This is a genomic window from Oscillospiraceae bacterium, assembly GCA_025757685.1.
Classification (GTDB): domain Bacteria; phylum Bacillota; class Clostridia; order Oscillospirales; family Acutalibacteraceae; genus CAG-217.
Genome location: CP107220.1, coordinates 376,118 through 402,345 on the forward strand (window position 1 = coordinate 376,118; position 26,228 = coordinate 402,345).

Annotated in this window: 30 protein-coding genes; 27 read left to right on the forward strand and 3 right to left on the reverse strand. The window is 54.6% G+C overall.

Annotated features, from left to right (window positions below; genetic code table 11):
* The first annotated feature begins 3 nt into the window (after positions 1–3).
* The 12 genes from ftsY (at position 4) to OGM59_01655 (ending at position 9,876) form a co-directional block, all read left to right on the forward strand.
* Positions 4–1,008: a signal recognition particle-docking protein FtsY gene (ftsY, locus tag OGM59_01600; GenBank protein UYI91191.1), complete on the forward strand. Its 1,005-nt coding sequence runs from the start codon at positions 4–6 to the stop codon at positions 1,006–1,008.
* A gap of 1 nt (position 1,009) precedes the next feature.
* Entirely contained in the window at positions 1,010–1,597 is a 588-nt protein-coding gene (rdgB, locus tag OGM59_01605; protein UYI91192.1) for an RdgB/HAM1 family non-canonical purine NTP pyrophosphatase, read from the forward strand.
* Complete coding sequence (locus OGM59_01610; GenBank protein UYI91193.1) at positions 1,594–2,013, forward strand: YhbY family RNA-binding protein; 420 nt, start codon at positions 1,594–1,596, stop codon at positions 2,011–2,013. The genes rdgB and OGM59_01610 overlap by 4 nt, the downstream gene beginning before the upstream one ends.
* Positions 2,003–2,632 carry a nicotinate (nicotinamide) nucleotide adenylyltransferase gene (nadD, locus tag OGM59_01615; GenBank protein UYI91194.1) on the forward strand — a complete coding sequence of 210 codons (630 nt, stop codon included), beginning with the start codon at positions 2,003–2,005 and terminating at the stop codon, positions 2,630–2,632. The genes OGM59_01610 and nadD overlap by 11 nt, the downstream gene beginning before the upstream one ends.
* On the forward strand, positions 2,625–3,200 hold the full coding sequence (yqeK, locus tag OGM59_01620) for a bis(5'-nucleosyl)-tetraphosphatase (symmetrical) YqeK (protein ID UYI91195.1): 576 nt from the start codon (positions 2,625–2,627) through the stop codon (positions 3,198–3,200). The genes nadD and yqeK overlap by 8 nt, the downstream gene beginning before the upstream one ends.
* 67 nt (positions 3,201–3,267) lie before the next feature.
* A complete protein-coding gene (gene rsfS / locus OGM59_01625; GenBank protein ID UYI91196.1) occupies positions 3,268–3,624 on the forward strand; it encodes a ribosome silencing factor in 357 nt (118 codons plus the stop codon).
* Complete coding sequence (gene leuS / locus OGM59_01630) at positions 3,624–6,029, forward strand: leucine--tRNA ligase (protein ID UYI91197.1); 2,406 nt, start codon at positions 3,624–3,626, stop codon at positions 6,027–6,029. Before rsfS ends, leuS begins: the two co-directional genes overlap by 1 nt.
* 147 nt (positions 6,030–6,176) lie before the next feature.
* Positions 6,177–7,958: a fibronectin type III domain-containing protein gene (locus OGM59_01635; protein ID UYI91198.1), complete on the forward strand. Its 1,782-nt coding sequence runs from the start codon at positions 6,177–6,179 to the stop codon at positions 7,956–7,958.
* Positions 7,959–8,118: 160 nt separating this feature from the next.
* The gene (gene rpsU / locus OGM59_01640) at positions 8,119–8,295 is read left to right on the forward strand and encodes a 30S ribosomal protein S21 (GenBank protein UYI91199.1); all 177 of its coding nucleotides are present in this window, start codon (positions 8,119–8,121) and stop codon (positions 8,293–8,295) included.
* Between the two features lie 62 nt (positions 8,296–8,357).
* Entirely contained in the window at positions 8,358–8,795 is a 438-nt protein-coding gene (gene aroQ / locus OGM59_01645; protein UYI91200.1) for a type II 3-dehydroquinate dehydratase, read from the forward strand.
* 46 nt (positions 8,796–8,841) lie between these two features.
* Positions 8,842–9,399, forward strand: a complete 558-nt coding sequence (efp, locus tag OGM59_01650; protein ID UYI91201.1) for an elongation factor P — start codon at positions 8,842–8,844, stop codon at positions 9,397–9,399.
* Positions 9,400–9,435: 36 nt separating this feature from the next.
* Complete coding sequence (locus tag OGM59_01655) at positions 9,436–9,876, forward strand: zinc-ribbon domain-containing protein (protein ID UYI91202.1); 441 nt, start codon at positions 9,436–9,438, stop codon at positions 9,874–9,876.
* A 104-nt stretch (positions 9,877–9,980) separates the two neighbouring features.
* On the opposite strand, the gene OGM59_01660 is transcribed toward OGM59_01655, so the two are convergent.
* Together OGM59_01660 and OGM59_01665 are read right to left on the reverse strand one after the other, a co-directional pair.
* On the reverse strand, positions 9,981–10,421 hold the full coding sequence (locus OGM59_01660; protein UYI91203.1) for a hypothetical protein: 441 nt from the start codon (positions 10,419–10,421) through the stop codon (positions 9,981–9,983).
* Between the two features lie 31 nt (positions 10,422–10,452).
* Entirely contained in the window at positions 10,453–11,304 is an 852-nt protein-coding gene (locus tag OGM59_01665) for a J domain-containing protein (GenBank protein ID UYI91204.1), read from the reverse strand.
* A 205-nt stretch (positions 11,305–11,509) separates the two neighbouring features.
* On the opposite strand from OGM59_01665, the gene OGM59_01670 reads away from it, so the two are divergent.
* The 9 genes from OGM59_01670 to OGM59_01710 all read left to right on the forward strand — a co-directional run bounded on the left by OGM59_01670 (position 11,510) and on the right by OGM59_01710 (position 20,393).
* Positions 11,510–12,388 carry a phosphatase PAP2 family protein gene (locus OGM59_01670; GenBank protein UYI91205.1) on the forward strand — a complete coding sequence of 293 codons (879 nt, stop codon included), beginning with the start codon at positions 11,510–11,512 and terminating at the stop codon, positions 12,386–12,388.
* A 4-nt stretch (positions 12,389–12,392) separates the two neighbouring features.
* Complete coding sequence (locus tag OGM59_01675) at positions 12,393–12,731, forward strand: phenylpyruvate tautomerase MIF-related protein (GenBank protein UYI91206.1); 339 nt, start codon at positions 12,393–12,395, stop codon at positions 12,729–12,731.
* 129 nt (positions 12,732–12,860) lie between these two features.
* Entirely contained in the window at positions 12,861–13,694 is an 834-nt protein-coding gene (locus OGM59_01680; GenBank protein UYI91207.1) for an undecaprenyl-diphosphate phosphatase, read from the forward strand.
* A 112-nt stretch (positions 13,695–13,806) separates the two neighbouring features.
* Entirely contained in the window at positions 13,807–16,047 is a 2,241-nt protein-coding gene (locus OGM59_01685; protein UYI91208.1) for an ATP-dependent RecD-like DNA helicase, read from the forward strand.
* Between the two features lie 37 nt (positions 16,048–16,084).
* On the forward strand, positions 16,085–17,116 hold the full coding sequence (locus OGM59_01690; protein UYI91209.1) for a rod shape-determining protein: 1,032 nt from the start codon (positions 16,085–16,087) through the stop codon (positions 17,114–17,116).
* Positions 17,116–17,973: an energy-coupling factor transporter transmembrane protein EcfT gene (locus OGM59_01695; protein ID UYI91210.1), complete on the forward strand. Its 858-nt coding sequence runs from the start codon at positions 17,116–17,118 to the stop codon at positions 17,971–17,973. Before OGM59_01690 ends, OGM59_01695 begins: the two co-directional genes overlap by 1 nt.
* Positions 17,946–19,424 (forward strand): ATP-binding cassette domain-containing protein, encoded by a 1,479-nt coding sequence (locus OGM59_01700; GenBank protein UYI91211.1) that lies wholly within the window; start codon positions 17,946–17,948, stop codon positions 19,422–19,424. The genes OGM59_01695 and OGM59_01700 overlap by 28 nt, the downstream gene beginning before the upstream one ends.
* On the forward strand, positions 19,421–20,143 hold the full coding sequence (locus OGM59_01705) for an ECF transporter S component (protein ID UYI91212.1): 723 nt from the start codon (positions 19,421–19,423) through the stop codon (positions 20,141–20,143). The genes OGM59_01700 and OGM59_01705 overlap by 4 nt, the downstream gene beginning before the upstream one ends.
* Positions 20,136–20,393 carry a hypothetical protein gene (locus tag OGM59_01710; GenBank protein UYI91213.1) on the forward strand — a complete coding sequence of 86 codons (258 nt, stop codon included), beginning with the start codon at positions 20,136–20,138 and terminating at the stop codon, positions 20,391–20,393. Before OGM59_01705 ends, OGM59_01710 begins: the two co-directional genes overlap by 8 nt.
* A 66-nt stretch (positions 20,394–20,459) precedes the next feature.
* Here OGM59_01710 and galE read toward each other — a convergent pair whose 3' ends face one another.
* Positions 20,460–21,476 (reverse strand): UDP-glucose 4-epimerase GalE, encoded by a 1,017-nt coding sequence (galE, locus tag OGM59_01715; GenBank protein UYI91214.1) that lies wholly within the window; start codon positions 21,474–21,476, stop codon positions 20,460–20,462.
* Between the two features lie 368 nt (positions 21,477–21,844).
* Between galE and OGM59_01720 the strand changes: the two genes are divergently transcribed.
* The 6 genes from OGM59_01720 to atpG are packed head-to-tail and all read left to right on the forward strand — an operon-like array spanning position 21,845 to position 26,228.
* Complete coding sequence (locus tag OGM59_01720; protein ID UYI91215.1) at positions 21,845–22,543, forward strand: F0F1 ATP synthase subunit A; 699 nt, start codon at positions 21,845–21,847, stop codon at positions 22,541–22,543.
* 32 nt (positions 22,544–22,575) lie between these two features.
* Positions 22,576–22,794: an ATP synthase F0 subunit C gene (gene atpE, locus OGM59_01725; GenBank protein ID UYI91216.1), complete on the forward strand. Its 219-nt coding sequence runs from the start codon at positions 22,576–22,578 to the stop codon at positions 22,792–22,794.
* 36 nt (positions 22,795–22,830) lie between these two features.
* A complete protein-coding gene (gene atpF, locus OGM59_01730; GenBank protein ID UYI91217.1) occupies positions 22,831–23,322 on the forward strand; it encodes a F0F1 ATP synthase subunit B in 492 nt (163 codons plus the stop codon).
* Positions 23,319–23,828, forward strand: a complete 510-nt coding sequence (gene atpH / locus OGM59_01735) for an ATP synthase F1 subunit delta (protein UYI91218.1) — start codon at positions 23,319–23,321, stop codon at positions 23,826–23,828. The genes atpF and atpH overlap by 4 nt, the downstream gene beginning before the upstream one ends.
* Positions 23,828–25,339: a F0F1 ATP synthase subunit alpha gene (atpA, locus tag OGM59_01740; protein ID UYI91219.1), complete on the forward strand. Its 1,512-nt coding sequence runs from the start codon at positions 23,828–23,830 to the stop codon at positions 25,337–25,339. Before atpH ends, atpA begins: the two co-directional genes overlap by 1 nt.
* Positions 25,332–26,228 carry an ATP synthase F1 subunit gamma gene (gene atpG / locus OGM59_01745; GenBank protein ID UYI91220.1) on the forward strand — a complete coding sequence of 299 codons (897 nt, stop codon included), beginning with the start codon at positions 25,332–25,334 and terminating at the stop codon, positions 26,226–26,228. The genes atpA and atpG overlap by 8 nt, the downstream gene beginning before the upstream one ends.

Below are 26,228 nucleotides of genomic sequence, written 5' to 3' on the forward strand. Positions count from 1 at the left end.
AGAATGGGTATTTTTTCTAAATTCAGAAAGGGTCTGAAAAAGACCCGCACCGAGGGCATAACCGCCCAGCTGGACGATGTGATGGAGAGCCATCAGGAGATCACGGACGATCTGTACGACGAGCTGGAAGAAGTGCTCATTATGGGCGATGTGGGTATTCCCACTGCCCAGCGAGTGATCCGGGATCTGAAAGCGAAAATTGAGAACGACAAGATCACCAGTGTGCCCCAGGTGCGAGAGACGATGAAGGACATTGTGTCCGGTATCGTGTGGGGCGGCAGCTATCTGTCCCTGCGCACCAAGCCCTCTGTGATTTTGGTCATCGGCGTGAACGGTGTAGGCAAGACCACCACCATCGGCAAGCTGGCTCTGCGGCTGAAAAATCAGGGCCGTAAGGTGATCCTGGGCGCGGCAGACACCTTCCGTGCCGCTGCCATTGAGCAGCTGGAAGTGTGGGCCAAGCGGGCAGATGTGGAGCTGATCAAGCACGCCGAGGGGGCAGACCCGGCCTCCGTGGTATTTGACACCATTGCCGCCGGTAAGGCCAGAAGTGCGGATGTGATTATTATTGATACTGCCGGCCGACTGCATAATAAAAAGAACCTGATGGATGAGCTGAACAAAATCAGCCGAGTCATTGAGCGGGAGCTGCCGGGGGCCTCTAAGGAGGTGCTGCTGGTGCTGGACGCCACCACCGGCCAAAATGCCGTGAACCAGGCCAAGGACTTTAAGGACGCAGCGGGCATTACCGGTATTGTGCTCACCAAGTTGGACGGTACCGCCCGTGGCGGCGTGGTGCTGGCCATCAATAACGAGTTGGATGTGCCGGTGAAGTTTGTAGGCGTAGGTGAGCAGATCGACGATTTACAGCCCTTTGACGCAGACGCCTTTGCCGCCGGGCTGTTTGACAAGGCGCCCACAGAGGTGGACGAGGAGGAAATCGCCTCCTTTATCGGCAGCGCTGAAGCGGCAGCGGACGAAAAAGCGGAGAAAGGGTCGCAAAATTAAAATGGAATTTATCTTAGCAAGTAATAATCAAAAGAAGCTGGCAGAGATGCAGCGCATTCTCTCGCCCCTGGGCATCGAGGTGAAAACCGCCGCCATGCTGGGGCTGGAACTGCCGGATGTGGTGGAGGACGGCGACACCTTTGAGGCCAACGCCGCCTTAAAGGCACGCAGTGCCTGCCGGGTTACCGGTCTGCCGGCCATTGCAGACGATAGCGGTTTGTGCGTGGATTATCTGGACGGCGCGCCGGGCATTTACAGCGCCCGGTTCTCCGGCGGCCACGGGAACGATGAGGCCAACAACGACCTGCTGCTGCAAAAGCTGGAGGGCGTGCCTATGGAGCAGCGCACCGCCTATTATGTGTGCGCCATTTGCTGCGTGTTCCCGGATGGGGAAGAGCTGACGGTGCGTGGCGAATGCCACGGGCACATCGGTTTTGAGCGGGACGGCAACGCCGGGTTCGGCTATGACCCGCTGTTTTTGGTAGAGGGCCGCAGCTTTGGCCGCTATACCGCAGAAGAAAAGGATAAAATCAGCCACAGAGGGCGCGCGCTGCGTACCCTGGCGGCAGAATTGGAGAAACGGATATGACAAGTAAAGAACGGGCCGCGTGGCGTGCCAAGGCCAACGGACTGGAGGCCATCTTCCAAATCGGCAAAGAGGGAATCTCTGACAACCTGATCGCCCAGCTGGACGACGCACTGGATGTGCGGGAGCTGATCAAGGTGCGAGTGCACCTGGAGTCTGCCCCCCAGTCTCCCAAGGCGTTGGCGCAGGCGCTGGGTGAGGCGCTGGGTGCCAATGTGATCCAGGTGATCGGCGGCATGATCGTGCTGCAACGCCCCATTGATGAAGAAAAGGTGCGCGCAAAGAAAGCTGCCCGCGCCGGAGACAAGAAAGTGAAAAAGAAAAAGGTGCACATTAAAGGTATGCGCCAGCGGCAGCGGGAGAAAGAAGAAAAAAATCCCTACGCCAAGTATGACCGACCCAAGTATTATGGCAGATAAAATGCGCATTGGCATTTACGGCGGGGCGTTTAATCCCATCCATAACGGCCACCTGCATTTGCTGGACACGCTCTATCGTGCTCAAACGCCTTTCGGCGGCCTGGACAAGTTGTTGATTGTGCCCACAGCCAATCCGCCCCATAAGAGCGCCGGGGATTTGATCCCGGCGACGCACCGGATCGCTATGATTCGCTTGGCGGTAGAATCGCTGCCCTGCGCGGACAAAATTGAAATCTCCACCATTGAACTGGAAAGCAGGGAAAAAAGCTATACTTATACCACGCTGGTAAAATTGAAAGAGATCTATCCGAATGGGGAATTCGTTTTGTTCATTGGCTCCGATCAGCTTTTTGACTTCCAAAAGTGGTACAGGTATCAAGATATTCTAAAGCTGGCCCAGGTGCGAGCCATTACCCGGCAGGAATGCCAGCGGCAGGCGGTGGCGGATTTTTTGACCCGGAACAAGGACTTGGCCGGGATCAGTGTACTGGTAGCCAAGCCGGTGGTGGTGTCGTCCACCCAAATTCGGCAGCGGGTGGCACAGGGCGAGCGCATTGCCGATCTGGTGCCCGCAGCCGTGGCAGATTATATTCAGGAAAAGGGGCTTTACCGTGGATAAGGCAAAATACAAGCAATATGTGGAGTTGATCCGCAGTCGACTGTCCGACTATCGCTTTTACCACTCTGTCTGTGTGGCAGAGGCGGCGGTGCAGCTGGCAGAGCGCTTTGGCGCCGATGTGGAGCAGGCGTATGTGGCCGGTATTCTGCACGATGTGATGAAAGAGGAGGAGCCGTCTGTGCAGCGGGCATATATAGAAAAAGCCGGCGAACGGATGTCAGACCTTGAAATTCGCATTGGAAAGGTGTATCATCAAATGAGCGGCGCCGCTTATGCGCGCCTGGAGCTGGGCATTACGGACCCGGATATTCTGCATGCTATTCGGTATCACACCACCGCGCGCCGGGGTATGAGCCTGCTGGAACAGATTATTTACTTGGCAGATTTCATCTCTGCCGATCGGCATTATAAAGATGTGGAGACCATGCGCGCCAAGGTGGACGAGGGGCTGGAGCCGGGTATGTTCTACGCCCTGACTTATACCATTACGGACCTGGCCCGGCAGGGTCGGCCCATTCACCCGGACACGGTAGACGCCTACAACTGGGTGCTGGAGCGCCGGGGATAATGCAGGCAGCGGCAAGATCGTCTGCTTTTGCCGGTACCTGTATCAAATAGCGAGAAAGGATCTTTTAATGGAAATTTTAGATATTGTAAAAACTGCCGTGCGCGCCATAGACAGCAAGCAGGGGCTGGACACAGAGGTGATCCGCATTACGGATCTGACGGTGCTGGCGGATTATTTCGTCATTGCCACTGCCACTTCTTACACCCAGCTGCGGGCCATGGGTGACGAGGTGGAGTATAAGCTAAGCCAGGCGGGCGTAGAGCCACACCACGTGGAGGGCAAGGCCACCGGCTGGTTGTGCCTGGACTACGGCACGGTGGTCATTCACCTGCTGGAGCGCAAGCAGCGGGATTACTACCAGCTGGAGCGTCTGTGGGGCGACGGCGAAAAACAGGATATTACAAGTTTATTGGAGGCAGAATAATGGAGTATAATTTTAAGCAGATCGAAAAGAAGTGGCAAGACTATTGGTATGCCAACAACACCTTTGCAGCCAAGCAGGATTTTTCCCTGCCCAAGTATTACTGCCTGGTGGAGTTCCCGTACCCCTCCGGCCAGGGCCTGCATGTGGGTCATCCCCGCTCTTACACGGCGCTGGATATTGTGGCCCGCAAAAAGCGTTTGCAGGGCTACAATGTGTTGTACCCCATGGGCTGGGACGCCTTTGGCCTGCCTACCGAGAACTACGCCATTAAGAACCACATTCACCCGGAGATTGTGACCAAGAACAACATTGCACACTTTAAGCAGCAGCTCCAGTCTCTGGGCTTTAGCTTTGACTGGACCCGGGAGATCAATACCACCGATCCGGAATACTACAAGTGGACCCAGTGGATCTTCCTCCAAATGTTCAAAAAGGGCCTGGCTTACAAGAAGGAAATGGCCGTGAACTGGTGCACCTCTTGTAAGTGCGTGCTGGCCAACGAAGAAGTGGTCAACGGCGTGTGCGAGCGCTGCGGCAGCGAGGTGATCCGCAAGAACCAGAGCCAGTGGATGCTGAAGATCACCGCCTATGCCCAGCGGCTGGTGGATGATTTGGACGACCTCGACTTTATTGATCGGGTCAAGGTGCAGCAGAAGAACTGGATCGGCCGTTCCACCGGTGCAGAGGTGGACTTTGGCACCACGATGGGCGACACCCTGACCGTGTACACCACCCGGCCGGACACCTTGTTCGGCGCCACTTATATGGTAATTTCTCCTGAGCACCCGCTGATTGAAAAGTGGGCGGACAAGCTGGAGAACCTGGACGCAGTGCGCGCCTATCAGCAGGAGGCGGCGCATAAGTCCGACTTTGAGCGCACCGAGATGAATAAGGATAAGACCGGCGTGCGCCTGCAAGGCGTGATGGGCATCAACCCGGTCAACGATACGGAAATCCCGATCTTTATTTCCGACTATGTGCTGACCTCTTACGGCACCGGCGCCATTATGGCTGTGCCGGCTCACGATACCCGCGACTGGGAATTTGCCAAGAAGTTTGACCTGCCCATTATTGAAGTGGTTGCAGGCGGCGATGTGGAAAAAGAGGCGTTCACCGACTGTGCCACCGGCACCATGGTCAACTCCGACTTCCTCACCGGCCTTAGCGTGGAAGAAGCCAAGAAGAAGATTGTTGAATGGCTGACCGCAGAGGGTAAGGGCCATGAGAAAGTGAACTTCAAGCTGCGTGACTGGGTGTTCAGCCGCCAGCGTTACTGGGGCGAGCCTATCCCCATCGTCAAGTGCGACAAGTGCGGCTATGTGCCGCTGCCGGAGAGCGAACTGCCTTTGCGCCTGCCTATGGTAGACAGCTATGAGCCTACGGACACCGGCGAAAGCCCCTTGGCTAAAATGACCGACTGGGTGAACACCACCTGCCCCTGCTGCGGCGGTCCGGCTAAGCGAGAGACGGATACCATGCCCCAGTGGGCCGGCTCCAGCTGGTACTTCCTGCGCTATATGGATCCCCACAATCCGGATGCTTTGGCATCGCCGGAAGCCCTGAATTACTGGGCGCCGGTGGACTGGTATAACGGCGGTATGGAGCACACCACCCTGCATTTGCTGTACTCCCGCTTCTGGCACAAATTCCTGTATGACATTGGCGTGGTGCCGACCAAGGAGCCGTACCAAAAGCGTACCTCCCACGGTATGATCCTGGGCCAAAACGGCGAGAAGATGAGCAAGTCCCGCGGCAATGTGGTCAACCCGGACGAGATCGTGGATCAGTACGGTGCAGACACCATGCGCCTGTATGAGATGTTCATTGGCGATTTTGAAAAGGCTGCTCCCTGGAACAGTGACTCCATTAAGGGCTGCAAGCGCTTTTTGGAGCGGTACTGGAACCTGCAAACCATGGTCACTCCGGAGGAGACTTACAGCAATGATCTGGAGACCCTGATGCACCAGACCATTCAAAAGGTGACGGAGGATATTGACCAGCTGAAGTGCAATACCGCCATTGCGGCGCTGATGACGCTCCTGAACAAAGTGTACGACAAGGGCAGCATCACCCGCGGCGAGCTGCGCACGCTGACCGTTTTGCTGAACCCCTTTGCCCCCCATGTAACGGAAGAAATGTGGGAAGTGGAGCAGTTCGGCGGTATGGTGCACGAGGCACAGTGGCCTGCATTTGACCCGGCCAAGACCAAGGAGGACACGGTGGAGATCGTGCTTCAGGTATTGGGCAAGGTGCGCTCCCGTATGACCATCAGCGCGGATACGCCCAAGGAGGAAGTGCTGGCCGCCGCCAAGGCAGACAGCAAGATCGCCGCACTGCTGGAGGGCAAGACCATTAAAAAAGAGATCTATGTGCCCGGCAAGCTGGTGAACTTTGTTGCCATCTAACGGCAATTACACATTGTAATAAATCACAGACTTTGGACGGCCTCGGCAGTGCAGAACTGCCCCGGTCGTCCTGTATTTTTTGCCGAATTTGACCGAAAAGGGGATTTGTGCTATACTATTCTGCAGATTTTTACAGGATGTGAGTGTGTGAAGAAAATACTAAGCGTATTTTTGGCCGCTTTATTTGTGATCTGTACTGCGTTTGCCGTGCCTGTGACCGCCTCTGCCGCCGCCCGGCAGCATGTGGAGAACGCGCTGGAGACCTTGCAGACCAAGAACGGCTATATTCCCGGCAAGTCTGCCAAGGTGGTGGGTAACTGCTTTGGCTTTGTGTCCGCCGTGTGCAAAGAGTTGTACGGCGTGACCTACTATAATGAGCAAATGCGCGGCTCCTATCGCTATAATCATACGGGAAATTATTATACTGTGGCCAGCAAGACCTTTTCTGCCGCCACTACTGCTGCCAAGCAAAAGACGGTGGCGCGGCAAGTGATGGATTTTATTGTGGACAATGCGGCCGCCGGTGACGTGATCTCTTACGGTTGTGCCAACGACAGCACCCGCCACATGCATACCGCCATGGTACAGCATGTAGACACAGAGAAAATTCTCCTTTACCATTCCAACTACGCCAGTGGCAATTACACCCCTGCCGCCTGTCATGTGGACACCGTGTACTGGGACAGCTTTTTGGACAGTCCCAACACCAATATCAGGGAGAAAGACGGAGATGTGACCTCGCTGAATAAATTTTTCGGTGCGCCCATGAGTTGCGGCAACGGTATGGGCCTGTCCTTAAACCGTTACAGCAAGCTGACCGGCAAGTATTATTTGGACGAGTGCACCTTGGCGGCGCCGACCATTTCCACCGAGCGGAAAAGCTGTACCTCCATTCGCTACACCTGGGGCGTAGTGGACGGTGCGGAGAGCTATACATATTCCGTAACGGACACCAAGGGTAAGAAGGTGGTTAAATCCCGCACCACCACCGAAACGGCTGCCACGGTTACCGGCCTGACCACCGGAGAGAAGTACACCTTTACTCTGGCTGCCAATGCCACAGACCGCAGCGGTCAAAGCGCCAGCAAAACCATCACCTGCCTGCCGCCGGCTCCGTCTAAGCCACGGGTCAGCGCCGGAGACGAGGGCATGGCTGTCAGCTGGACCACCCGTGCCGATGTGAACGGTTATCAGGTGTTTCGCAGCACTGGGAAGAACGGCACCTTTGACCTGATTGCCACGGTGACGGATCCTGCACAGAATACTTATGTAGACGATGAGATCCAGGTGAATACCACCTATTATTATAAGGTGCGCCGTTATGTGCATATCAAGGACGGCAACGCTGCTTATTCCAATCGCTCAACTGTAACGGACGGCGTAGGCTTGCAGCTGGGTGTGCCCGGCCATATCACCACCACCCGCACCGGCACCACTGCCATTCGGATGAACTGGAATCCCACGGAGCACGCGGTGCGCTATACCGTTGCCTATCGGTTAAAGGGCGGCAGAAAGTGGACTTATTTCAGCACCACCGCCTGCAACTATACCTTTAAGAATTTGAAGGTCAAGAGCACCTATCAGTTCCGGGTACAGGCCGTCAGCCCCTTTGGCGCCGGCGCATACAGTGCCACGGTGTCCAAGCAAGCGCTGCCCCCAACCCCCGGCAGTGTGAAAGTGCAGCGGATCAGCGCCAAGTCTGCCAAGGTCAGCTGGAGCAAGTCCCAGGGCTTTACCGGCTATTACATTCTCCGTTCCACGGACAAGAAATTCAAGAAGAATGTAAAGAAGATCACTGTGAAGAGCAACAAGACTCTGAGCTATACAGACAAATCCGTGAAAAAGGGTGCCCGCTATTATTACAAGGTTTGTCGCTATACCGGCAAGACCGGCGGTAGCTATTCCAAGACAGTCAGCGTAAAAATCTGATTTTGCGGCAAAAAAGGCGGTGAGACATGGCCTTTTTGCAAGTATTTAGACATTTTTTGATATTATGCTTGACAATCCGTCGGTTATTGTTTATAATCTTTGCGGATATGAAAAGAGTATTCAAATACCCCTGCCAAACAGGTCGGAGGGAGGGAATTTAATGAGCCAGGTTAGAGTTAAAGAGAACGAATCTCTTGACAGCGCACTGCGTCGCTTTAAGCGTCAGACTTCTCGTGACGGTATCATCCAGGAAGTCCGCAAAAGAGAGCATTATGAGAAGCCCTCTGTTGCCCGCAAAAAGAAGAGCGAGGCTGCTCGTAAAAGAAAGTACAAATAAGCTACATATTATTTGTGGGAGCGTGTGTTACGCTCCCGTTTCTTTTTTACGGAGGTAAGATAATGAAAAAAATTCTTGTGATGAACGGCCCCAATTTGAACTTGACCGGTATTCGCAAAAAGAATGTGTACGGCGCCGAGACCCTGGAGGATATTAATCGGGAGCTGGCCGCTTATGGCGAGGACAAGGGCGTGCAGGTGGATTTTTACCAGAGCAACCACGAGGGCGCGCTGATTGACAAGATCCATGCCAGCCGCACCGACTATGACGGCGTGGTGCTCAATGCGGGCGCTTACACCCATTATTCTTATGCTATTCGGGACGCGATTGAGGCGGTGCAGGACTTTACCCCCTATGTGGAGGTGCACATGAGCGATATTCACCAGCGGGAGGATTTTCGCCGGATTTCCGTGCTGACCCCGGTATGCGTGAAGCAAATTTGCGGTTTTGGCAAAGACAGTTACAAAATGGGTATTGATTTATTATTGGAAATACTGTAAAATATCTTTGTTATGTATTACAGATTACTTTTGGAGGTAAACTTATATGGTATCAGCAGGTGATTTCAGAAACGGCGTAACCTTTGAAGAGGACGGCAATGTGCTCCAGGTTGTGGAGTTCCAGCATGTAAAGCCCGGTAAAGGCGCCGCTTTTGTTCGTACAAAGGTAAAGAATGTGATTACCGGTTCCGTGGTGGAGAAGAGCTACAACCCCACCGCCAAGTTCCCCACCGCTTATATTGAGCGCAAGGAAATGGTGTATTCCTACAACGACGACGGCCTGTATTATTTTATGGACCAGGAGACTTTTGATATGGTGCCGGTGAACGGTTCCGATCTGTCCGATAACTTCAAGTTCGTAAAGGAGAACGACATTTGCCGTATCCTGTCCTACAAGGGCAAGGTGTTCGGTGTGGAGCCGCCCACCTTTGTGGTGCTGGAGGTTACCAAGACCGAGCCGGGCATTAAGGGCAACACCGCCACCAACACTTTGAAGCCCGCCACCGTTGAGACCGGCGCGGAGATCCGCGTGCCGCTGTTTATTAACGAGGGCGACAAAATCCGCGTAGATACCCGCACCTGCGAGTATATGGAAAGAGCATAAACCCCAATAACAATATTTAGTAAAGGAGATCGCACGATGGATACAACGGAGAGCCTGGGCTACCTGAAGGGCCTGCTGGACGGCATGGACTTGGATGAGTCCAAAAAAGAGACCAAGATTTACAGAGCCATGATCGGCGTACTGGAGAACTTGGCAGAAGATGTGAACGACCTGACCGACGGCGTAGAGATGATGGCAGATCAGCTGGACGCTGTGGATGAGGATCTGGGCGATGTGGAGGAGTACCTCTACGGTGACGAGGACGACGATGACTGCGACTGCGGTTGCTGCGATGACGACGAGGACGAGTGCCAGGAGTTTGAGATCGAGTGCCCCGCTTGCCACGAGACCTTTGTGGTAGATGAGGACACCGTGCTGGACGGCTCTATGGAGTGCCCCGCCTGCGGCGAGACCCTGGAGTTTGAGGTCAGCTGTGAGGACGACGAAGACGAGGACGAGGACGCCGATCAGGACTGATCTAAGCAGAAAAAACGGACCCGAAGCGGTTTTGCCGCCTTGGGTCCTTGTTTTTTGGTATAATTTTGTAAAAATAAGCCCTGCCGCTTGGCAGGGCATTTGTTTTATCCGTGTACATGCACGGTAAAATTCTTATGGCAATGGGGGCAGTTGACGGTGTGCTTGCCTTTCTTGCGGGGCAAGCGCAGCACCGCTTTGCAACTGGGACATTTCTTAAACACATGGGTTTTGCGAAACGTCCATTTGTCTCGCAGCAGACGGCCCTCTCGCCGTATGGGGGCGGTTAGTGCCAGCCAGCGGGCGTTCTCGCGCTGCCGAGCGGCAATGTTGCGTGAGAAGGAACGGAAAATGGCATAGATCAGCACCGCCAGGGAGAGCACCCACAGTACGGTATAGACCGGGCGGGACACCCGGGCCAAGGCACTGCCCGTTACCACCAAAATCAGGTAGATGACCAGTAGAGCTTTATACAGGGCGTCTATGCCGTAGCGGCCGATCATGCTCTGCTGCATTTTATAGCCCATTTGCTTGAGTTTTTCTTTCATAAACCGGATTGTCCTTTCAAACTTTTTACAGTTATGCGCCGGCAGCGGAACCGTGGGCCTGACCAAAGGCGCTGTTGCCGTTTTGACCGTTGCTGTAACCATATTGACCGTTTTCGCTTTGGTCGTCGTTTTGGTCATTGCTTTGGTTGCCGTCTGCGCTTTGGCTGTAACTGTACGCATTGCCCGGCGATACATCGTAGTGCTGGTATTGAGTGCTCCAACTCACCAAGGAGGTGATTCCCAAAATCACCAGGCGGATGATAAAGATCGCCAGCGCTATGCGCAGAATGGTCAGCAGGCAGCCCCCTTGCCGGCGCACAGGGCGGCTTTGCTGCCGATGGGTGCCGGTGTTGCCTGCGCCGGCGGTGTAGGCGGAGAAGTCAATGAACGAGAATGGGTCAAAACCGAAGCCCATAGGGTTGATTCCCTGGCGAATGCTGTTGTAGGCGCTTTGGTAATTGGCGTTATTTGGCTCTCGGTTTACGGCAATGCGAATGTTTGCCATAGCTTTTTCCTGATCGCCGTAGCCCATATAGGCCAAAGCGGCCAGATAGTACCAGCGGGTATCGCTCTTGTCCATATTGCCCAGCAGGTTAATGGCCTGTGCATATTGACCGTGGTTGATAAAGTTCACCACGGCGGTATAGTAATCGCTGCCGGCGTCTGCACTGCGGCGACTGCCGGTAGAGGTGCTGTCGGCGGTGTTGCCGTTCTTAATGGCGTCAAAGGCGGCGTTTACCTCTGCCATCTTGGCCTCGGCCACATGATCCCCCGGGTTTAGATCCGGGTGGTATTTTTTGGCCAGACGCTTGTAGGCTCGGGTGCATTCCGCCAAATCGGCACCGTTGGGCACGCCCAGCACCTGATAAGGATTTTGTGTCATACTGCCTCGCTTATTTTCTTAGATTGCTTCTACTATACCACGGATTTTTGACGAATTTGTGACCAAATGAAGAAGAAAATCCTCCCACTTGTAAAGGATTTGTAAACCCGCATGGAAAAAGGGATTGTTTTTGCCCGGTTTGTCTTGTATTTGGGACCAAAATTTGGTAAACTGGGGGTGTAAATTAAAGAAAAGGGGTTTTTCTATGTTCAGTCCGATTTTGCTGACCATCGGTGACAACATAGACAAGGCGTTTTATGCCTTCGATCTGTGGGTGTTTCGGTTCTTCGGCTCCATGCAGTGCGGGTTTTTGACCGGCGTTGCCAAGTTCTTTACCGCCTTTGGGGACGAGAATTTCACCATTCCCATTGTGGTGCTGTCTGTGGTACTGTGCTTTTTTAAGCGCACCCGCAAGTATGGCTTTTCCATTTTATTTGCCGTGATCATCGGTACGCTGATTACCAATGTGATCGCCAAGCCGATGGTACTGCGGATCAGACCGTACAACACTTTGCAGCAGAACGCGGATTACTGGTCCTGGTATATCGGCGCCGGGGCGCTGAGCGAGAGCGATTACAGCTTTCCCTCCGGCCACACCACCTCTGCCGTAGAGGTAGCTACCGCGCTGTTCCTGTGCTTTAAGAGCGATAAAAAGAAAATTGCCTGGTTGTTCCCCTGTGTGGCTCTGTGCACCATGGGCTCCCGTGTGTACTTGATGGTGCATTACGCCACCGATGTGCTGGGCGGTCTGCTGGTGGGCGTGATCGCCGCCGTTTTGGGCTATCTGCTGATGAAGCTGGTGATGAAGAGCAAGGGCCTGGAGAAGGTGGATGCCGCCAAGCTGTTCAAGAAGGTGCCCGGCAAGGTGGGTTTTGCCTGCATCGGTGTGGCGGTTCTTGGTATTTTCCTGTATGCGTTTATTCCCTCCCTCAGCGAAGGAGGCGCAGACACCCAGCGTTGCGCCTATGTAGGGGACTACAAGTGCTACAACGCCGCCAAGGTGGACGATGAGAAGTATCCGCCTATTGACGGCAAGGAATACTGTAAGATTCACTGGAAAGCGCTGTCCGGCGTAAAGGAGTAAAGCCATGCCTTTTATTGAAGTAAAGACCACAGAGGATTTGTCCGCCGTGGCAGCGGAGCTGAAAAGCGCATTGGGCGACGCCATTACCGCCATTCCCGGCAAAAGCGAAAGTTGGCTGATGGTGAACCTGGTAGGCGAACAAAAAATGTACTTTCAGGGCAGTGACGCGCCCTGCGCCCTGTTCTCTGTGTCCATTTTCGGTACGGCAACGGACGACGCCTACGATGACCTGACCTGCCGGCTGTGCGCCATTGCCCAGCAGTATTTGCAGGTGCCGCCGGAGCGTACCTATGTGCGCTACCGAGAGGTGGATCACTGGGGCTACAACAACTTTAATTTCTGAGCATAAAGCGCTGCGGGCAACTGCGGCGCTTTTGTTAGGATAAATTTGTGCTAAATCTCATAAGATTTCTGTACAAGAAGCTGCGGGTCTGTTACAATAGAAAAAACGATTGGGGAGGCAATACAGTATATGAATTTGATTATTGAAATACTCAAGGCCATTGTGCTGGGTGTTGTAGAGGGCATTACCGAGTGGTTGCCTATCAGCTCCACCGGCCACATGATCCTGGTGGACGAATTTTTGCACCTGAATGTGACACCTCAGTTCAAGGAGATGTTCCTGGTGGTGATCCAGCTGGGCGCCATTTTGGCCGTGGTGGTGCTGTACTGGCACAAGCTGTGGCCTTTTGGTATAGAAAACAAACGCATTGTGCCCAAGAAAGACATTTGGCAAATGTGGTTCAAGGTGTTGGTCAGCTGCGTGCCGGCTGCCGTAGTGGGCGTGCTCTTTGACGATAAGCTGAACGCGCTGTTTTACAACTGGCAGACTGTGGCAATTATGCTCATTCTCTTTGGTATCTTCTTTTTGGTGGTGGAAACCTGGAACAAAGGCAAAACCGCCAAGATCCATTCCATTGGCGAGTTGACTTATACTTCTGCGCTGATCATTGGTGCTTTTCAGTTGATCGCAGCTGTGTTCCCGGGCACTTCCCGCAGCGGCGCTACCATTTTGGGCGCCATTCTCATTGGCGTGTCCCGCACGGTGGCGGCAGAGTACACCTTCTTTTTGGCGGTGCCGGTGATGTTCGGCGCCAGTGCGCTGAAGCTGGTCAAGTTCGGCTTCCACTTTACCTCTGCCGAGGCCATCTTGCTGGCCGTGGGTATGATTGTGGCTTTTGTAGTATCCATTTTGACCATCAAGTTCCTGATGGGGTATATTAAAAAGCACGACTTTAAGGCTTTTGGCTGGTATCGAATTGTTTTAGGTGCAGCTGTGATCTTATACTTTGTGCTGGCGCGGTAATTACGATCTTCGCCGCAGGTGAAAACCTGCGGCTTTTTTGTGCTCTGCGGTGGCAATTCCTGCGAAAATATGCTATACTGAAAGATGAAATTCAGAGACTTTGGAGCAAGGTATGGCAGAAGCGTATGAGAATTTGGCCGGTCGGGTGGAGGAGATCGTTTACCGCAACCCGGACAACGGCTATACCGTACTGCAACTGAATACAGGCGAGGCCAACGGGGACGGCGAGACCGTGGCCGGTGAAATGCCCCCCATCAGCGAGGGGGAGGAGGCGGTGTTCCGCGGCCAGTGGACCATGCACCCTCGCTTTGGCCGCCAATTTAAGGCGGTACAGGTAACGGTAACTCTGCCTAAGGATGCCTCCGGCATTTTGCAATATCTGTCCGGCGGGATTATTAAGGGCATCGGTCCCTCTACGGCCACTAAGATTGTAGAGGCTTTTGGTGCCGAAAGCTTGCAGGTGATCGAGAAGGAGCCGGAGCGACTGGCAGAGCTAAAGGGTATCAGCCGTAGTATGGCCAAGAAGATCAGCCGGGAGTACAAAAATCAGTTTGCCTCCCGCCAGGCGCTGGAAGCGCTGGCCGGGATGGGCTTTACACAGGGAGAGGCGTTTAAGGCTTTTTCCTTTTTTGGGCCGGAAGCACCGGAGATCCTGGCGGAGAATCCCTATGCCTTTGTGATCACCGGCAACGATCAGGGCATTCCCTTTGAGCGGGCCCAGGAGATCGCAGAGGAGCTGCCCCAGGCGCCGGACCCATCCTATCGGGATCAGGCAGCGGTGATCTATGTGGTGCAGTATAATTTGAAGAACGGCCATACCTGCCTCCCCCGGCGCAAGGTGATCCAGACAGCGGTGACCGGGTTGGATATGACCGAGGAACGGGCAGAGATGGCGTTGGACAACGCCTTGGAGGCACGCCAATTGGTGCAAGAACAGATGGACGGAAAGCCGTTTTTGTTTTTGCCCCATATTTATGAGGCGGAGCAGGGGATTGGACAGCGGATCCGCGTGATGACCCAGTACCCGCCCCGGGAGTGCGAGATCTTCACTTCTGAGATCCTGGCCTATGAGGGCGCTAATGGCATTGAGCTAGACGAGAAGCAGCGCCGAGCCATTGAAATCGCTACCCAAAAGGGTCTGCTGATTTTGACCGGCGGCCCGGGTACCGGCAAGACCACAACCGTAAAAGGCATTATTGCCATGATGAAGAACCGGGGGCTGCGGGTGGCGCTGGCGGCGCCTACCGGTCGGGCTGCCCAGCGCATGACGGAGCTCACCGGCAGCGAGGCCAAGACCATTCACCGCCTGCTGGAGACCGAGCGACGGGATGGGGAGCCGGAGCCGACCTTTGTTCATAATTTGCGCAATCCGCTGGATTTGGACGCAGTGATTGTGGATGAGCTTTCCATGGTAGATGTGCTGCTCTTTTCCGCGCTTTTAGACGCGCTGCCGTTGCATTGCCGCCTGATTTTGGTAGGCGATGTGGATCAGCTGCCGCCGGTAGGGGCAGGCAATGTGCTGTCCGATTTGATCGCCGGTGGACGGATCGATGTGATCAGCCTGGATAAAGTGTTTCGCCAGGCGCAGAAAAGCCGTATCGTCACCAATGCCCACCGGGTGGTGGCCGGTAAAATGCCGGAGTTGGACTGCAATACCCCGGACTCGGACTTCTTTTTCTTAAATACAGCGTCCGTTTATGCAGTGCCTCGCAAGGTGGTGGAGCTGGTGACCCGGCGAATTCCTGCCGGTTACGGCATGGACAGCATAAAGGATATTCAGGTGCTGTGCCCCTCTCGCAAAGGGGCTGCCGGTACCGCATACCTAAATGCCCAATTGCAGGCGGCGCTGAACCCGCCGGACAAGCATAAGACGGAGCTGGTGACCATGGGTCGCACGCTGCGGGAGGGCGACCGGGTAATGCAGATCAAAAACAACTATGATGTGCCCTGGTTTAAGAAAAACGGCGACAGCGGTGCCGGGGTGTTTAACGGCGATATTGGTATTCTTACCCGCATAGATCGGGGGCAGGATATTCTGAATGTGCGGTTTGACGACCGGGAGGCCATGTATTCCCTGCAAAATGCGGACCAGCTGGATTTGGCCTACGCCATGACTGTGCATAAGAGCCAGGGCTCGGAGTTTTCCGCCGTGGTGATGCCCACCATCGGTGCATCGCCCAAACTGTGCTATCGCAATTTGTTTTATACCGCCCTGACCCGTGCCAAGTCCCTGCTGATCCTGGTGGGTACGCGGGAGAGCATACAGGCCATGGTGGAGAATGATAAAAAAATGTTGCGGTACAGCGGGCTTGTTCATTTTTTATCTGTTGACAATGACGGTGGGATACAGTAGCATATAGAAAAGCGATTTTTGTTTAGGACGGATGTTTATGTTTGGATATGATTTGGGCATTGATCTGGGTACCACCAATATTGTCATTGGTGTGCCCGGCAAGGGCATACGGCTGGACGAGCCGGCCTATGTGGCCTATGATGAGGAAAAAGAGAAGGTACTGTACGCCGGTAAGCGTGCCTATTTCTTAGAGGGGCGCGAGCCAGAGGGCCTGCGTGTGGAGCGGCCCATTCTCTCCGGCGTGGTGGGTCACTATGAGCTGGCCCAGCAGATGATGCGCCATTTTATCAATAAAGTGATTGGCAACAGCCTGTTTAAGCCGCGTGTGGTGGTGTCTGTGCCGGCCATGCACACGGATGTGGAGAAGCGCACTATTGTGTCCGTGATGATCCACGCCGGTGCCCGTTCCGTGTGCCTGGTGGAGGAACCTTTGTGCGCTGCCTTTGGTGCCGGGATCGACCCCATGCAGCCCTCTGGCGCCTTTGTGATTGACCTGGGCGGCGGCACGGTGGACATGGCTGTGATCAGCCAGGGCGCCATGAGCCAGTCCGAGTCCCTGAAAGTCGGGGGCAACGACCTGGATGCGGAGATTGTCAAGTTCCTGCGAGAGGTGCACAATGTGGCGGTTGGTCTGCGCACCGCAGAGGAGATCAAGCGCACGGTGGCCTGTGCTCTGCCCAGAGAGGAAGATGTAACCACCTATGCGAAGGGGCAGGACCTGCTTACCGGTTTGCCTCGGGAGGTGGAGATCAGCGGCAACGCTCTGTATTTGGCGCTGCAACCGTATTTTGAGACGGTGGCGGAGCACGCCGGGGCGCTGTTTGAGCGCACTTCACCCCAGTTGGTAACAGACATCGGCAATACCGGCGTATTGCTGACCGGCGGCGGTGCCAATATTTGCAATATGGATCGTTTGTTTTCGGACGCACTGGGCGGCGTGCCGGTGCGTAAGGCCACGGACGAAATGCACTGCGTGGCCAAGGGCTGCGTGGTGGCACTGGAAAAAATGCATCTTTTGGATCAGTACGGCTATCGGTATCAGACCAAAGAAGATGCCCATATTCGCTGATGGTTCGGTTTGCCAAGTGGCACCCATTGGTGCAGTTCTGTTTTCTTTTGTGCGTATTGCTGCTCACTTGCCTGAGCCGACACCCGGTGCCGGTGGCGTTGTCTCTGCTGGGCGCGGCGGTGTACCTGCTGCTGACGGACGGCCGCCGCAGTCTGCGCAGTCTTTTGTGCGTGCCGGTGCTGGTGGCGCTGGTGGGCGGTTTTAACTTTTTGTTTGCCCACTGGGGCGTTACGGTCCTTTTTAGCCGGGGCGACACCCAGTTTACTTTGGAAAGCCTGATTTACGGCTGCTTCCAGGGGGGCATATTCGCCGGGGTGGTGCTGTGGCTGGCGGTGTTTGGCCGCGTGCTGGGCAGCGATCGGCTGCTGGCGGTTACCGGTCGAGCGGCGCCCCGCTTTTCTCTTTTGTTTTCTATGACTTTAGGGTGTATTGCCCGCTTTCGGGAGAATGCACGGCAAATCCGCCTGGCGCGTGCCGGTGCGGGACTGGCGAAAGAAAAGCCCCTGCACGAGGCGCTGGATCAGTTTTCTACGCTGGTCACCTTGTCCTTGGAGGGGAGTATGACCACGGCGGACGCTATGCGCGCCCGGGGCTACGGCAAGGGGCGTCGTCGGGTGTACGATCCGTTTACATTCGGTGTGGCGGACGGCGTAGAGCTGGCAGTGGTGCTCCTGCTGAGTATCACGGTGCTGGCAGTGGCGCTCACCGGCGGCCTTACTTTTTATTTTGATCCGCAGCTGGAATGGGTCACTCTGTCTCCCTTAGGGGCGGCGGCAGCGGGCTTGCTTTGTTTTTGCCCGACGATCTCAAATGTAGGGGAGGCACTGCAATGGCGGCGATTGAAGCGAAAAAACTGAATTTTACTTACCCGGACGCCGACAGAGCGGCACTTTCCGATGTAACCTTTTCCATTCCGTCCGGCGGCTTTTATTTGCTGATGGGGCCATCAGGCAGCGGCAAGAGCACTTTACTGCGGCTGCTGCAAGGGGAGATCGCGCCTCACGGTGCTTTGCGCGGGCAGCTCCACTGTGACAGCCCGGCAGGTTTTGTTTTTCAAAATCCACAGGACAGTTTAGTCACGGACAGTGTGCAGCGGGAGCTGGCGTTCTCACCGGAGCATGCCGGGCTGGACGGTGCTGCCGTAGCGCGGCGGGTGGGGGAGTGTGCCGCATTCTTCCATTTGGAGCCGTTGATGGAGCGCACCACTGCCTCTTTGTCCGGTGGGGAACAGCAACTGCTGTCCCTGGCGGCAGCTATGACCGGCTCGCCTCGGGTGCTTTTGCTGGACGAGCCTTGTGCGGCGCTGGATCCGGCGGCGGAAGAAAAATTTTTGCAGGTGCTGCTGCGGCTGAACCGCGAGTTGGGCGTAACGGTGCTGATGAGTACCCATACCCCCGGCGCAGCTTTGGCACAGGCGGACGGCGTGCTGTTGCTCCGTGCCGGGCGCTGCACCTGTTATGATGATCCCCATGCCTTTGCTCGTGCCTTGCGGCAAAGCGGCGACCCCATGTTGCAGGCGCTGCCGGTGGGGGCAATCCTGTTTGACGAAGTACCGCTGACGGTGCGGGAGGCTCAGCCTTTGGCCGCCCATCTGCGGTGCAAGCCGGCGCCTGCACCCCAACCTGCAGGCAAGTCGGTATTGACCTTAAAAGAGATTTGCTTTGCTTATGAGAAAAAGAGCGCCGATGTGCTCTTTCGCCTGTCCCTGACCTTAACGGCAGGCAAGTGCTATGGTATTGTAGGCGCCAACGGCAGCGGCAAGAGCACCCTGCTGGGGGTGATGGCCGGTGTGTTGAAGCCCTACGCAGGCAAGGTGCAGCGCCCGGTGCCCACGGCCTTGCTGCCCCAAACGGTGCAGTATCTGTTTACCCGGGACCGGGTAGATCAGTTGGTGCAGGCGGGAACATTGCAGCACCTGGGCATTGCGCACCTGGCCGCCCGGCACCCGCTGGATCTGTCCGGCGGCGAAAGTCGACTGGTGGGGTTGGGCATGGTGCTGGATACCGGCGCCGATACGCTGCTGCTGGATGAGCCTACCGCCGGGTTGGACGCCGGTGCAAAAGCGCAGCTGGGCGCCCGGTTACGCCACTTGTGCGCTGCCGGTAAAACGGTGGTGTTGGTGACGCACGATCTGGATTTTGCCGGTACTTACAGCGATGAAGCGGCCTTCCTGTGCAACCGGGTGGTGACCCCGCCTCGGCCTCGGCGGGCTTTCTTTGCCGGCATGGAGCTGTACACCACCGGTGTGCGCCGGGTGACCTGCCGTGCACTGCCGGATGCCGTATCGCCGGAGGACCTGGTTCTATGAAGCGGGTATTGCTGACCCTGTTGTTTTTGGTTTTGCCGGTGCTGCTGGTGGTGTGGCAGGTGTGCTTTGCAGACACGACCTCTTGGTACTTGGTGGCGGCGGTTTTGCTGCTGCTCAGTGCGCTGCCGTTCTTTTTGCACCTGGAGCGGAAGCCGATCTCTGCCCGAGAGATGGCGCTGCTGTCCGTCTTAACGGCGCTGGCGGTGGTCAGCCGGGCCGTGTTTTATCTGATCCCTCAGGTGAAGCCCATTGCTGCGGTGGTGATCGTGGCCGGTATGTGTCTTGGTCCCTTTTCCGGTTATATGGTGGGGGCGCTGTCCGCCTTTTTGTCTAACTTCCTGTTTGGACAAGGCATATGGACCCCCTTTCAAATGGTGGCGCTGGGATTGGTGGGGCTGCTGGCCGGCATGCTGCTGCGTCCCGGACGGGTGAACCGCTGGGTGCTGGCGCTGGTGGGCTTTTTTTTAGCCACAGTGGTGTACGGCCTGGTGGTGGATTTGAGCACGGTTTTAATGACGGTGACGGACTTTACTTGGCCTGCGGTGCTGGCGGTGTATGCCTCCGGCGCACCTTTTGATTTGGTGTTTGGCGGGTCTACCGCAGTCTTTTTGGTGCTGTTTGGTACGCCATTGGAGCAAAAAATTACCCGTCTGCAACGAAAATATGGCCTGTTGGAGCGTAAAGCCACCACAGGAGATAAGGAGAATTGCCATGAATAAAACGATTATTGATAAGCTGGCACGCTTTGCCCAGACCAGTGCGATTATCGGTCTGTGCCTTTTGGGCATTTGTCCCGCATTTGGCATTATGGCTATGGTAGTGCCGGCAGTGTTTAAGCAAAAGGGCGCGAAGCTGACAGAGGAAAATCAACAGCTGTGCCACAGAGCGCAAATCATGGGCGTGGTATCTTTGGTGCTGTTTGTGATTGATGTGATCCTGGCTTCAATCTTGTATGCCAAGTTCAAATGATCTAAGGCATTAAGAAAAGCGGAGGTGCGTTTTGCACCTCCGCTTCTTCTATATACTATTATAAAATCAGTCCGGGTAACCGTTGGGATTCTGCTTTTGCCAGCGCCAGGAGTCCTCGCACATTTCTTCCAGCGAGCGGGTAGCCTGCCAGCCCAGTTCACGCTTAGCCTTGGAGGGGTCGCAGTAGCAGGTGGCAATATCGCCGTCCCGGCGGGGTTTGATTTCATAGGGAATCTCCACGCCGTTGGCCTTTTCAAAGGCCTTGACCACATCCAGCACACTGTAACCGATGCCGGTGCCCAGATTGTAGATAAACAGGCCTTGATCCTTTTCCAGCTTTTCCACTGCCTTTACATGACCCAGTGCCAGATCTACCACATGAATGTAGTCCCGTACGCCGGTGCCGTCCGGGGTGGGGTAGTCGTTACCAAACACGCCCAGCTTCTTCAGCTTACCCACAGCCACTTGGGTAATGTAGGGCATCAGGTTGTTGGGAATGCCGTTGGGATCCTCGCCCATGGTGCCGCTCTTGTGGGCGCCGATGGGGTTAAAGTACCGCAGCAGGCAAATACTCCAGCTGGGATCGCTCACATACAGATCCTGGAGAATGCACTCGATCATATACTTGGTGCGCCCGTAGGGGTTGGTGACCCCACCGATCTCCATATCCTCGGTAAAGGGGGCAATGTTGTTCATGCCGTACACCGTGGCAGAGGAGCTAAAGATGATCTTTTTGCAGTCGTGCTGACGCATCACATCCAGCAGTACCAGGGTGCCGTTTACATTGTTATCAAAGTATTCCAGGGGCTTGTGTACGCTCTCGCCCACGGCCTTCAGCCCGGCAAAGTGAATGACGCAGTCAATGTCCTCTGTCTCAAAGACTTTGTTCAAACCCTCTCGGTCCCGAATGTCGCATTCGTAGAACTTAAAGTCCCGATCCACCAGCGCGCGGATCCGATCCAGCGACGAGTGCTTGCAGTTGTAAAAATTATCCAGGATTACCACATCCTGGCCTGCGTTGATTAACTCCACGCAGGTGTGAGAGCCGATATAACCGGCGCCGCCTGTTACAAGTACAGCCATCTTTTTTCCTCCTTGGTTGTGGGGTTCTTTCTTGAAACTTCATTATATACCCCTTTGCCGCCAAAGTAAATAAGAAAGTTCAGTTTTCTCTGTGGCATGGGCGGTTTTTGTTCGGCTTTGATCTTGTCAAGCCAATTATACAACTTGTACACCGGCGAAAATGCGCAAAAAGCCCGACGCAACGCCAAAAAGTATAAGTGCGTTTTACAAAGAGTAATAAATGTACGGAAATTTTAACCAAATTCCTTGCGCTTTTTAGACGATTTTTTTACATTTTGGTCTTCAAATTCGCCGGAACCCTGTTTACTTTTGAGAAACGGGGGTGTAAAATGAGCAATGGAAATAAGGATTGATTGGAGGTGACGGCGTTGCTGCTGAAAACCGATGTGGCAAGTAAATTGATCGAAGAACTGAATACGGAAACGGTGTTCAGTCTGTTTGGCGGCAAGCTCAAGATCGACGAGGGCACAGTCGTCAGCTGGATCATTATGGCGGTGTTCCTGATCGCCGGTATTTTGCTCACCCGTGGACTGAAGGTGGAGGGCAAGCTCTCCAAACGCCAGCTGTTTATTGAAATGTGCGTAGACAAAATGCGTACATTTTTCCACAACGTTATGGGCCCGGACGGGGATCGTTACATTCCTTGGATGATGACGGTAGCTGTTTATATCGGTGCCTGCAATATGTGCGGCATCTTCGGATTTAAGTCTCCTACCAAGGAACTGAATGTAACCGTAGGTCTGGCGCTGACCAGCATTATCCTGGTTCAGTACGCCGGCATTCATAAAAAGGGTACGAAGGGATGGCTTAAGTCCTTTGCTAAGCCGGTACCCATCGTACTGCCCATCAATTTGCTGGAGCTGGTCATCAAGCCCATGTCTCTTTGCTTCCGACTTTTCGGCAACATCATCGGCGCTTTCATTATTATGAAGCTGATCGAATCGGTGGTGCCGGTAGCAATTCCGGTGGCATTGAGCCTTTACTTTGATATTTTCGATGGTTTTATCCAGGCGTATGTGTTCGTCTTTTTGACCTCACTGTACATTCAGGAAGCCATTGAAGATTAAATAGAACTTTTACAGAAAAGGAGAAATTTATCATGACAGTAGCAATCGCAGCGGCAATCGCCGTACTTACAGGTGTAGCAGCAGGTCTCGGCATCGGCCTTGCAACCGGTAAGGCAGTAGACGCCATCGCTCGTCAGCCCGAGGCTGCCGGTGACATTCGTACCGCTCTGATCCTGGGCTGCGCCCTGGCAGAGGCAACGGCTGTTTACGGTCTGGTTATCGGTATTTTGATCATCTTCATTATGAAATAACCGAGAAAATCCACAAGCAGAAAGGAAGCAGTGTCTATGCTGTCATTAGACTGGAATCTGCTCTTTACCGTGATCAACCTGGTGATCTTCTATATCCTGATGAAGAAATTTGTCTGGAACAAGGTGCTGGGTGCCATGGATAAACGGCAGTCCAAGATAGACCAACAATTCAAAGACGCCGACGAGGATCGTCGAGCCGCAGGCGCTCTGAAAACAGAATATGAGGGTCGCTTAGCCGGTGCAGACGAGGAGTCGGCACGCTTGATTGCAGACGCAAAGGTCACTGCCAAAGCCAAAGCTGACAAGATCGTAGACCAGGCCAAGCTCACCTCCGACAAGATGGTACGCGATGCGCACCAGACCATCGAGCATGAGCGCAATGAGGCACTCCAGTCCGTTAAGCATGACATTGCTGCACTGGCAATGGACGCTGCGGCCAAGGTGGTGTCTAAAGAGGCGTCTGAGCTGGATAACAGCGCGATCTATGACGATTTTCTGGCGGGGCAGGACGGCGGTGATCCGGTATGACCGTAACCGCACAGAATTATGCGCTGGTGCTGGGGGAACTGAATCTGGACAAACAGCAGATCAAAGCAGCAGAAACCTTGCTGCGTGAAAATCCGCTGCTCACCCAGGTGCTCTCTGATCCCAGAGTGCGCTTTGCAGAGAAGGAAAAGTGCCTGGACCGTATTTTTACGCCGCCCTTTTCCTCCTTTATGAAGGTGCTTTGCAAACATGAGCGCGTGTATGCACTGACAGAGATTTTTGAGGCCTATCAGGATCTGTGCCGCCAAAAAGCGGGCACGGTTCAGGCGCAGTTGCTCTGCGTGGAGCCGCCCAGTGCGGAACAGACAGAGAAAATGCGCGCGTTTGTGAAAAAGAAATTCGGTGCCGCCAATGTGGAGCTGGACATTGCGGTACAGCCGGACTTGCTGGGTGGGTTTATTCTGCGCTGCGGCGACTGTGAATATGACCGCTCCGTAAAGGGCAAGTTAGATAAATTACAGCAAAAACTGACTGGGGAAGTGAAGTAATGGCAGCAATCAGTTCGGATCAGATCGTATCCATTCTCCGCGAGGAGATCACCAATTACGACTTTAACCAAAATGACGAGGAAGTGGGCAAGGTCGTTCGCGTAGGCGACGGCATTGCCACCATTTACGGTATGAACCACGCCATGTACGGCGAGATCGTGGTGTTTGACTCCGGGGTCAAGGGCATGGTCCAGGATATTAAGGAGAACCAGATCGGTTGTATCCTGTTTGGCCAGGATAGCGAGATCCACGAGGGTTCTACCGCTGTGCGTACCCATAAGCGTGCCGGCGTGCCGGTGGGCGAGGGCTTTATTGGCCGTATTGTCAACGCTTTGGGCGAGCCCATCGACGGCAAGGGCGAGATCCAGTCCGATGACTACCGCCCGGTTGAAGAACCGGCACCCTCCATTGTGGATCGGCAGTCGGTAGATACCCCTTTGGCTACCGGTATTCTGTCCATTGACTCTATGTTCCCCATTGGGCGTGGCCAGCGTGAGCTGATCATCGGCGACCGTCAGACCGGTAAGACCTCCATTGCCATTGACACCATCCTGAACCAAAAGGGCAAGGATGTGATCTGCGTTTATAACGCCATCGGTCAAAAGGCGTCTACCGTGGCAAAGCTGGTGCATACGCTGGATAAGTACGGTGCCTTGGATTATACCATCGTGGTGTGCTCCACTGCTTCCGACCCGTCCTCTCTACAATATATTTCTCCCTATTCCGCCACCGCAATGGCAGAATACTTTATGTACAAGGGCAAGGACTGCTTGATCGTGTACGATGATTTGAGTAAGCACGCAGTAGCTTACCGTGCACTGTCCCTGCTGCTGGAAAGAAGTCCCGGCCGTGAGGCTTATCCCGGCGATGTGTTCTATTTGCACTCCCGGCTGCTGGAGCGTTCCAGCCGACTGTCCGACAAGTTGGGCGGCGGCTCGCTTACCGCTCTGCCTATTATCGAAACCCAGGCAGGCGACCTTTCCGCCTACATTCCCACGAATGTGATTTCCATTACAGACGGCCAGATTTTCTTGGAGAGCGATCTGTTCTTCAGCGGTCAGCGCCCGGCTGTAAATGTAGGTCTGTCCGTATCCCGTGTAGGTGGCGCAGCCCAGACCAAGGCTATGAAGAAGGCCGCCGGTTCTCTGCGTATCGACCTGGCTCAGTTCCGTGAGATGGAAGTGTTTACCCAGTTCTCCTCAGATCTGGACGACGAAACCAAGGCCAGCCTGACCTACGGCAAGGGCTTGATGGAGCTGTTAAAGCAGCCACTGTGTCACCCGCTGTCCCTGTCGGATATGGTGGTGTCTTTGGTGGCAGCCATCGGCCATAAGTTTATGGATGTGGAACCGAAAAAGATTAAGGCGTTCCAGTCCGGACTGCTGGAGTTCGTAAACGCCAAGTACCCGGAACTGGTGGCGACCATCGAAAAGGATCAGGTGCTCACCGACGAGTTGCGGGAGGAGATCCTGGCCGCAACCGATGAATATAAGAAGGTAAACCATGGCTAATGCAAGAGAGATCCAAAGCCGGATGAAGAGCATTAAGGACACCATGAAGATCACCAACGCCATGTATATGATCTCGTCCTCCAAGCTCTCAAAGGCCAGAACGGACCTGAAGAATACGGAGCCGTACTTCTTCACCATGCAGGACGCTTTGGCTAAGATCCTGATGGAATCGCCGGATGCCGGTAACCGCTTTTTTGACCAGCGGCCCGATTTGGCGCCGGAGGATCGAAAAAAAGGCTATATTGTGGTCACCGCCGACAAGGGCATGGCCGGTGCCTACAACCACAATGTGATCAAGATCGCCGAGGAGGCCACCCACACCGGAGAGAACGAGAACCATAACAAACTCTTTGTGGTGGGCGAAGTGGGCCGCCGGTATTTTGAGACCAAGAACATTCCCGTTGACATAGACTTTAAGTACACGGCCCAGAACCCGAATATGAACCGGGCACGGTATATTGCGGAGCAAGTGACGGAGCTGTTTGTCAGTGGTGAGCTGGACGAGGTGTATATCATCTATACCAAGATGATCAACTCCCTGAATGTGCAGGCCGAGTGTCACCAACTGCTGCCTTTGGAGCAGGAACAGATCTCTGTGCACCGGGATCGGAAATATTACGATCAGGTGGCGTTTTTGCCGTCGCCGGACGAAGTGTTTGAGCACATTGTGCCCAACTATGTGGCCGGGTTTGTGTATGGTGCGCTGGTGGAGTCCTATTGCTCCGAGCATAATGCCCGTATGACCGCCATGCAGACGGCTACCAACGCGGCCAAGGATATGCTCAATCAGCTGACCATTGATTATAACCGGGCAAGGCAGTCTGCCATTACCCAGGAGATCACGGAAGTGATCGCCGGCGCCAAGGCGCAAAAGAAGAAAACTGACTAA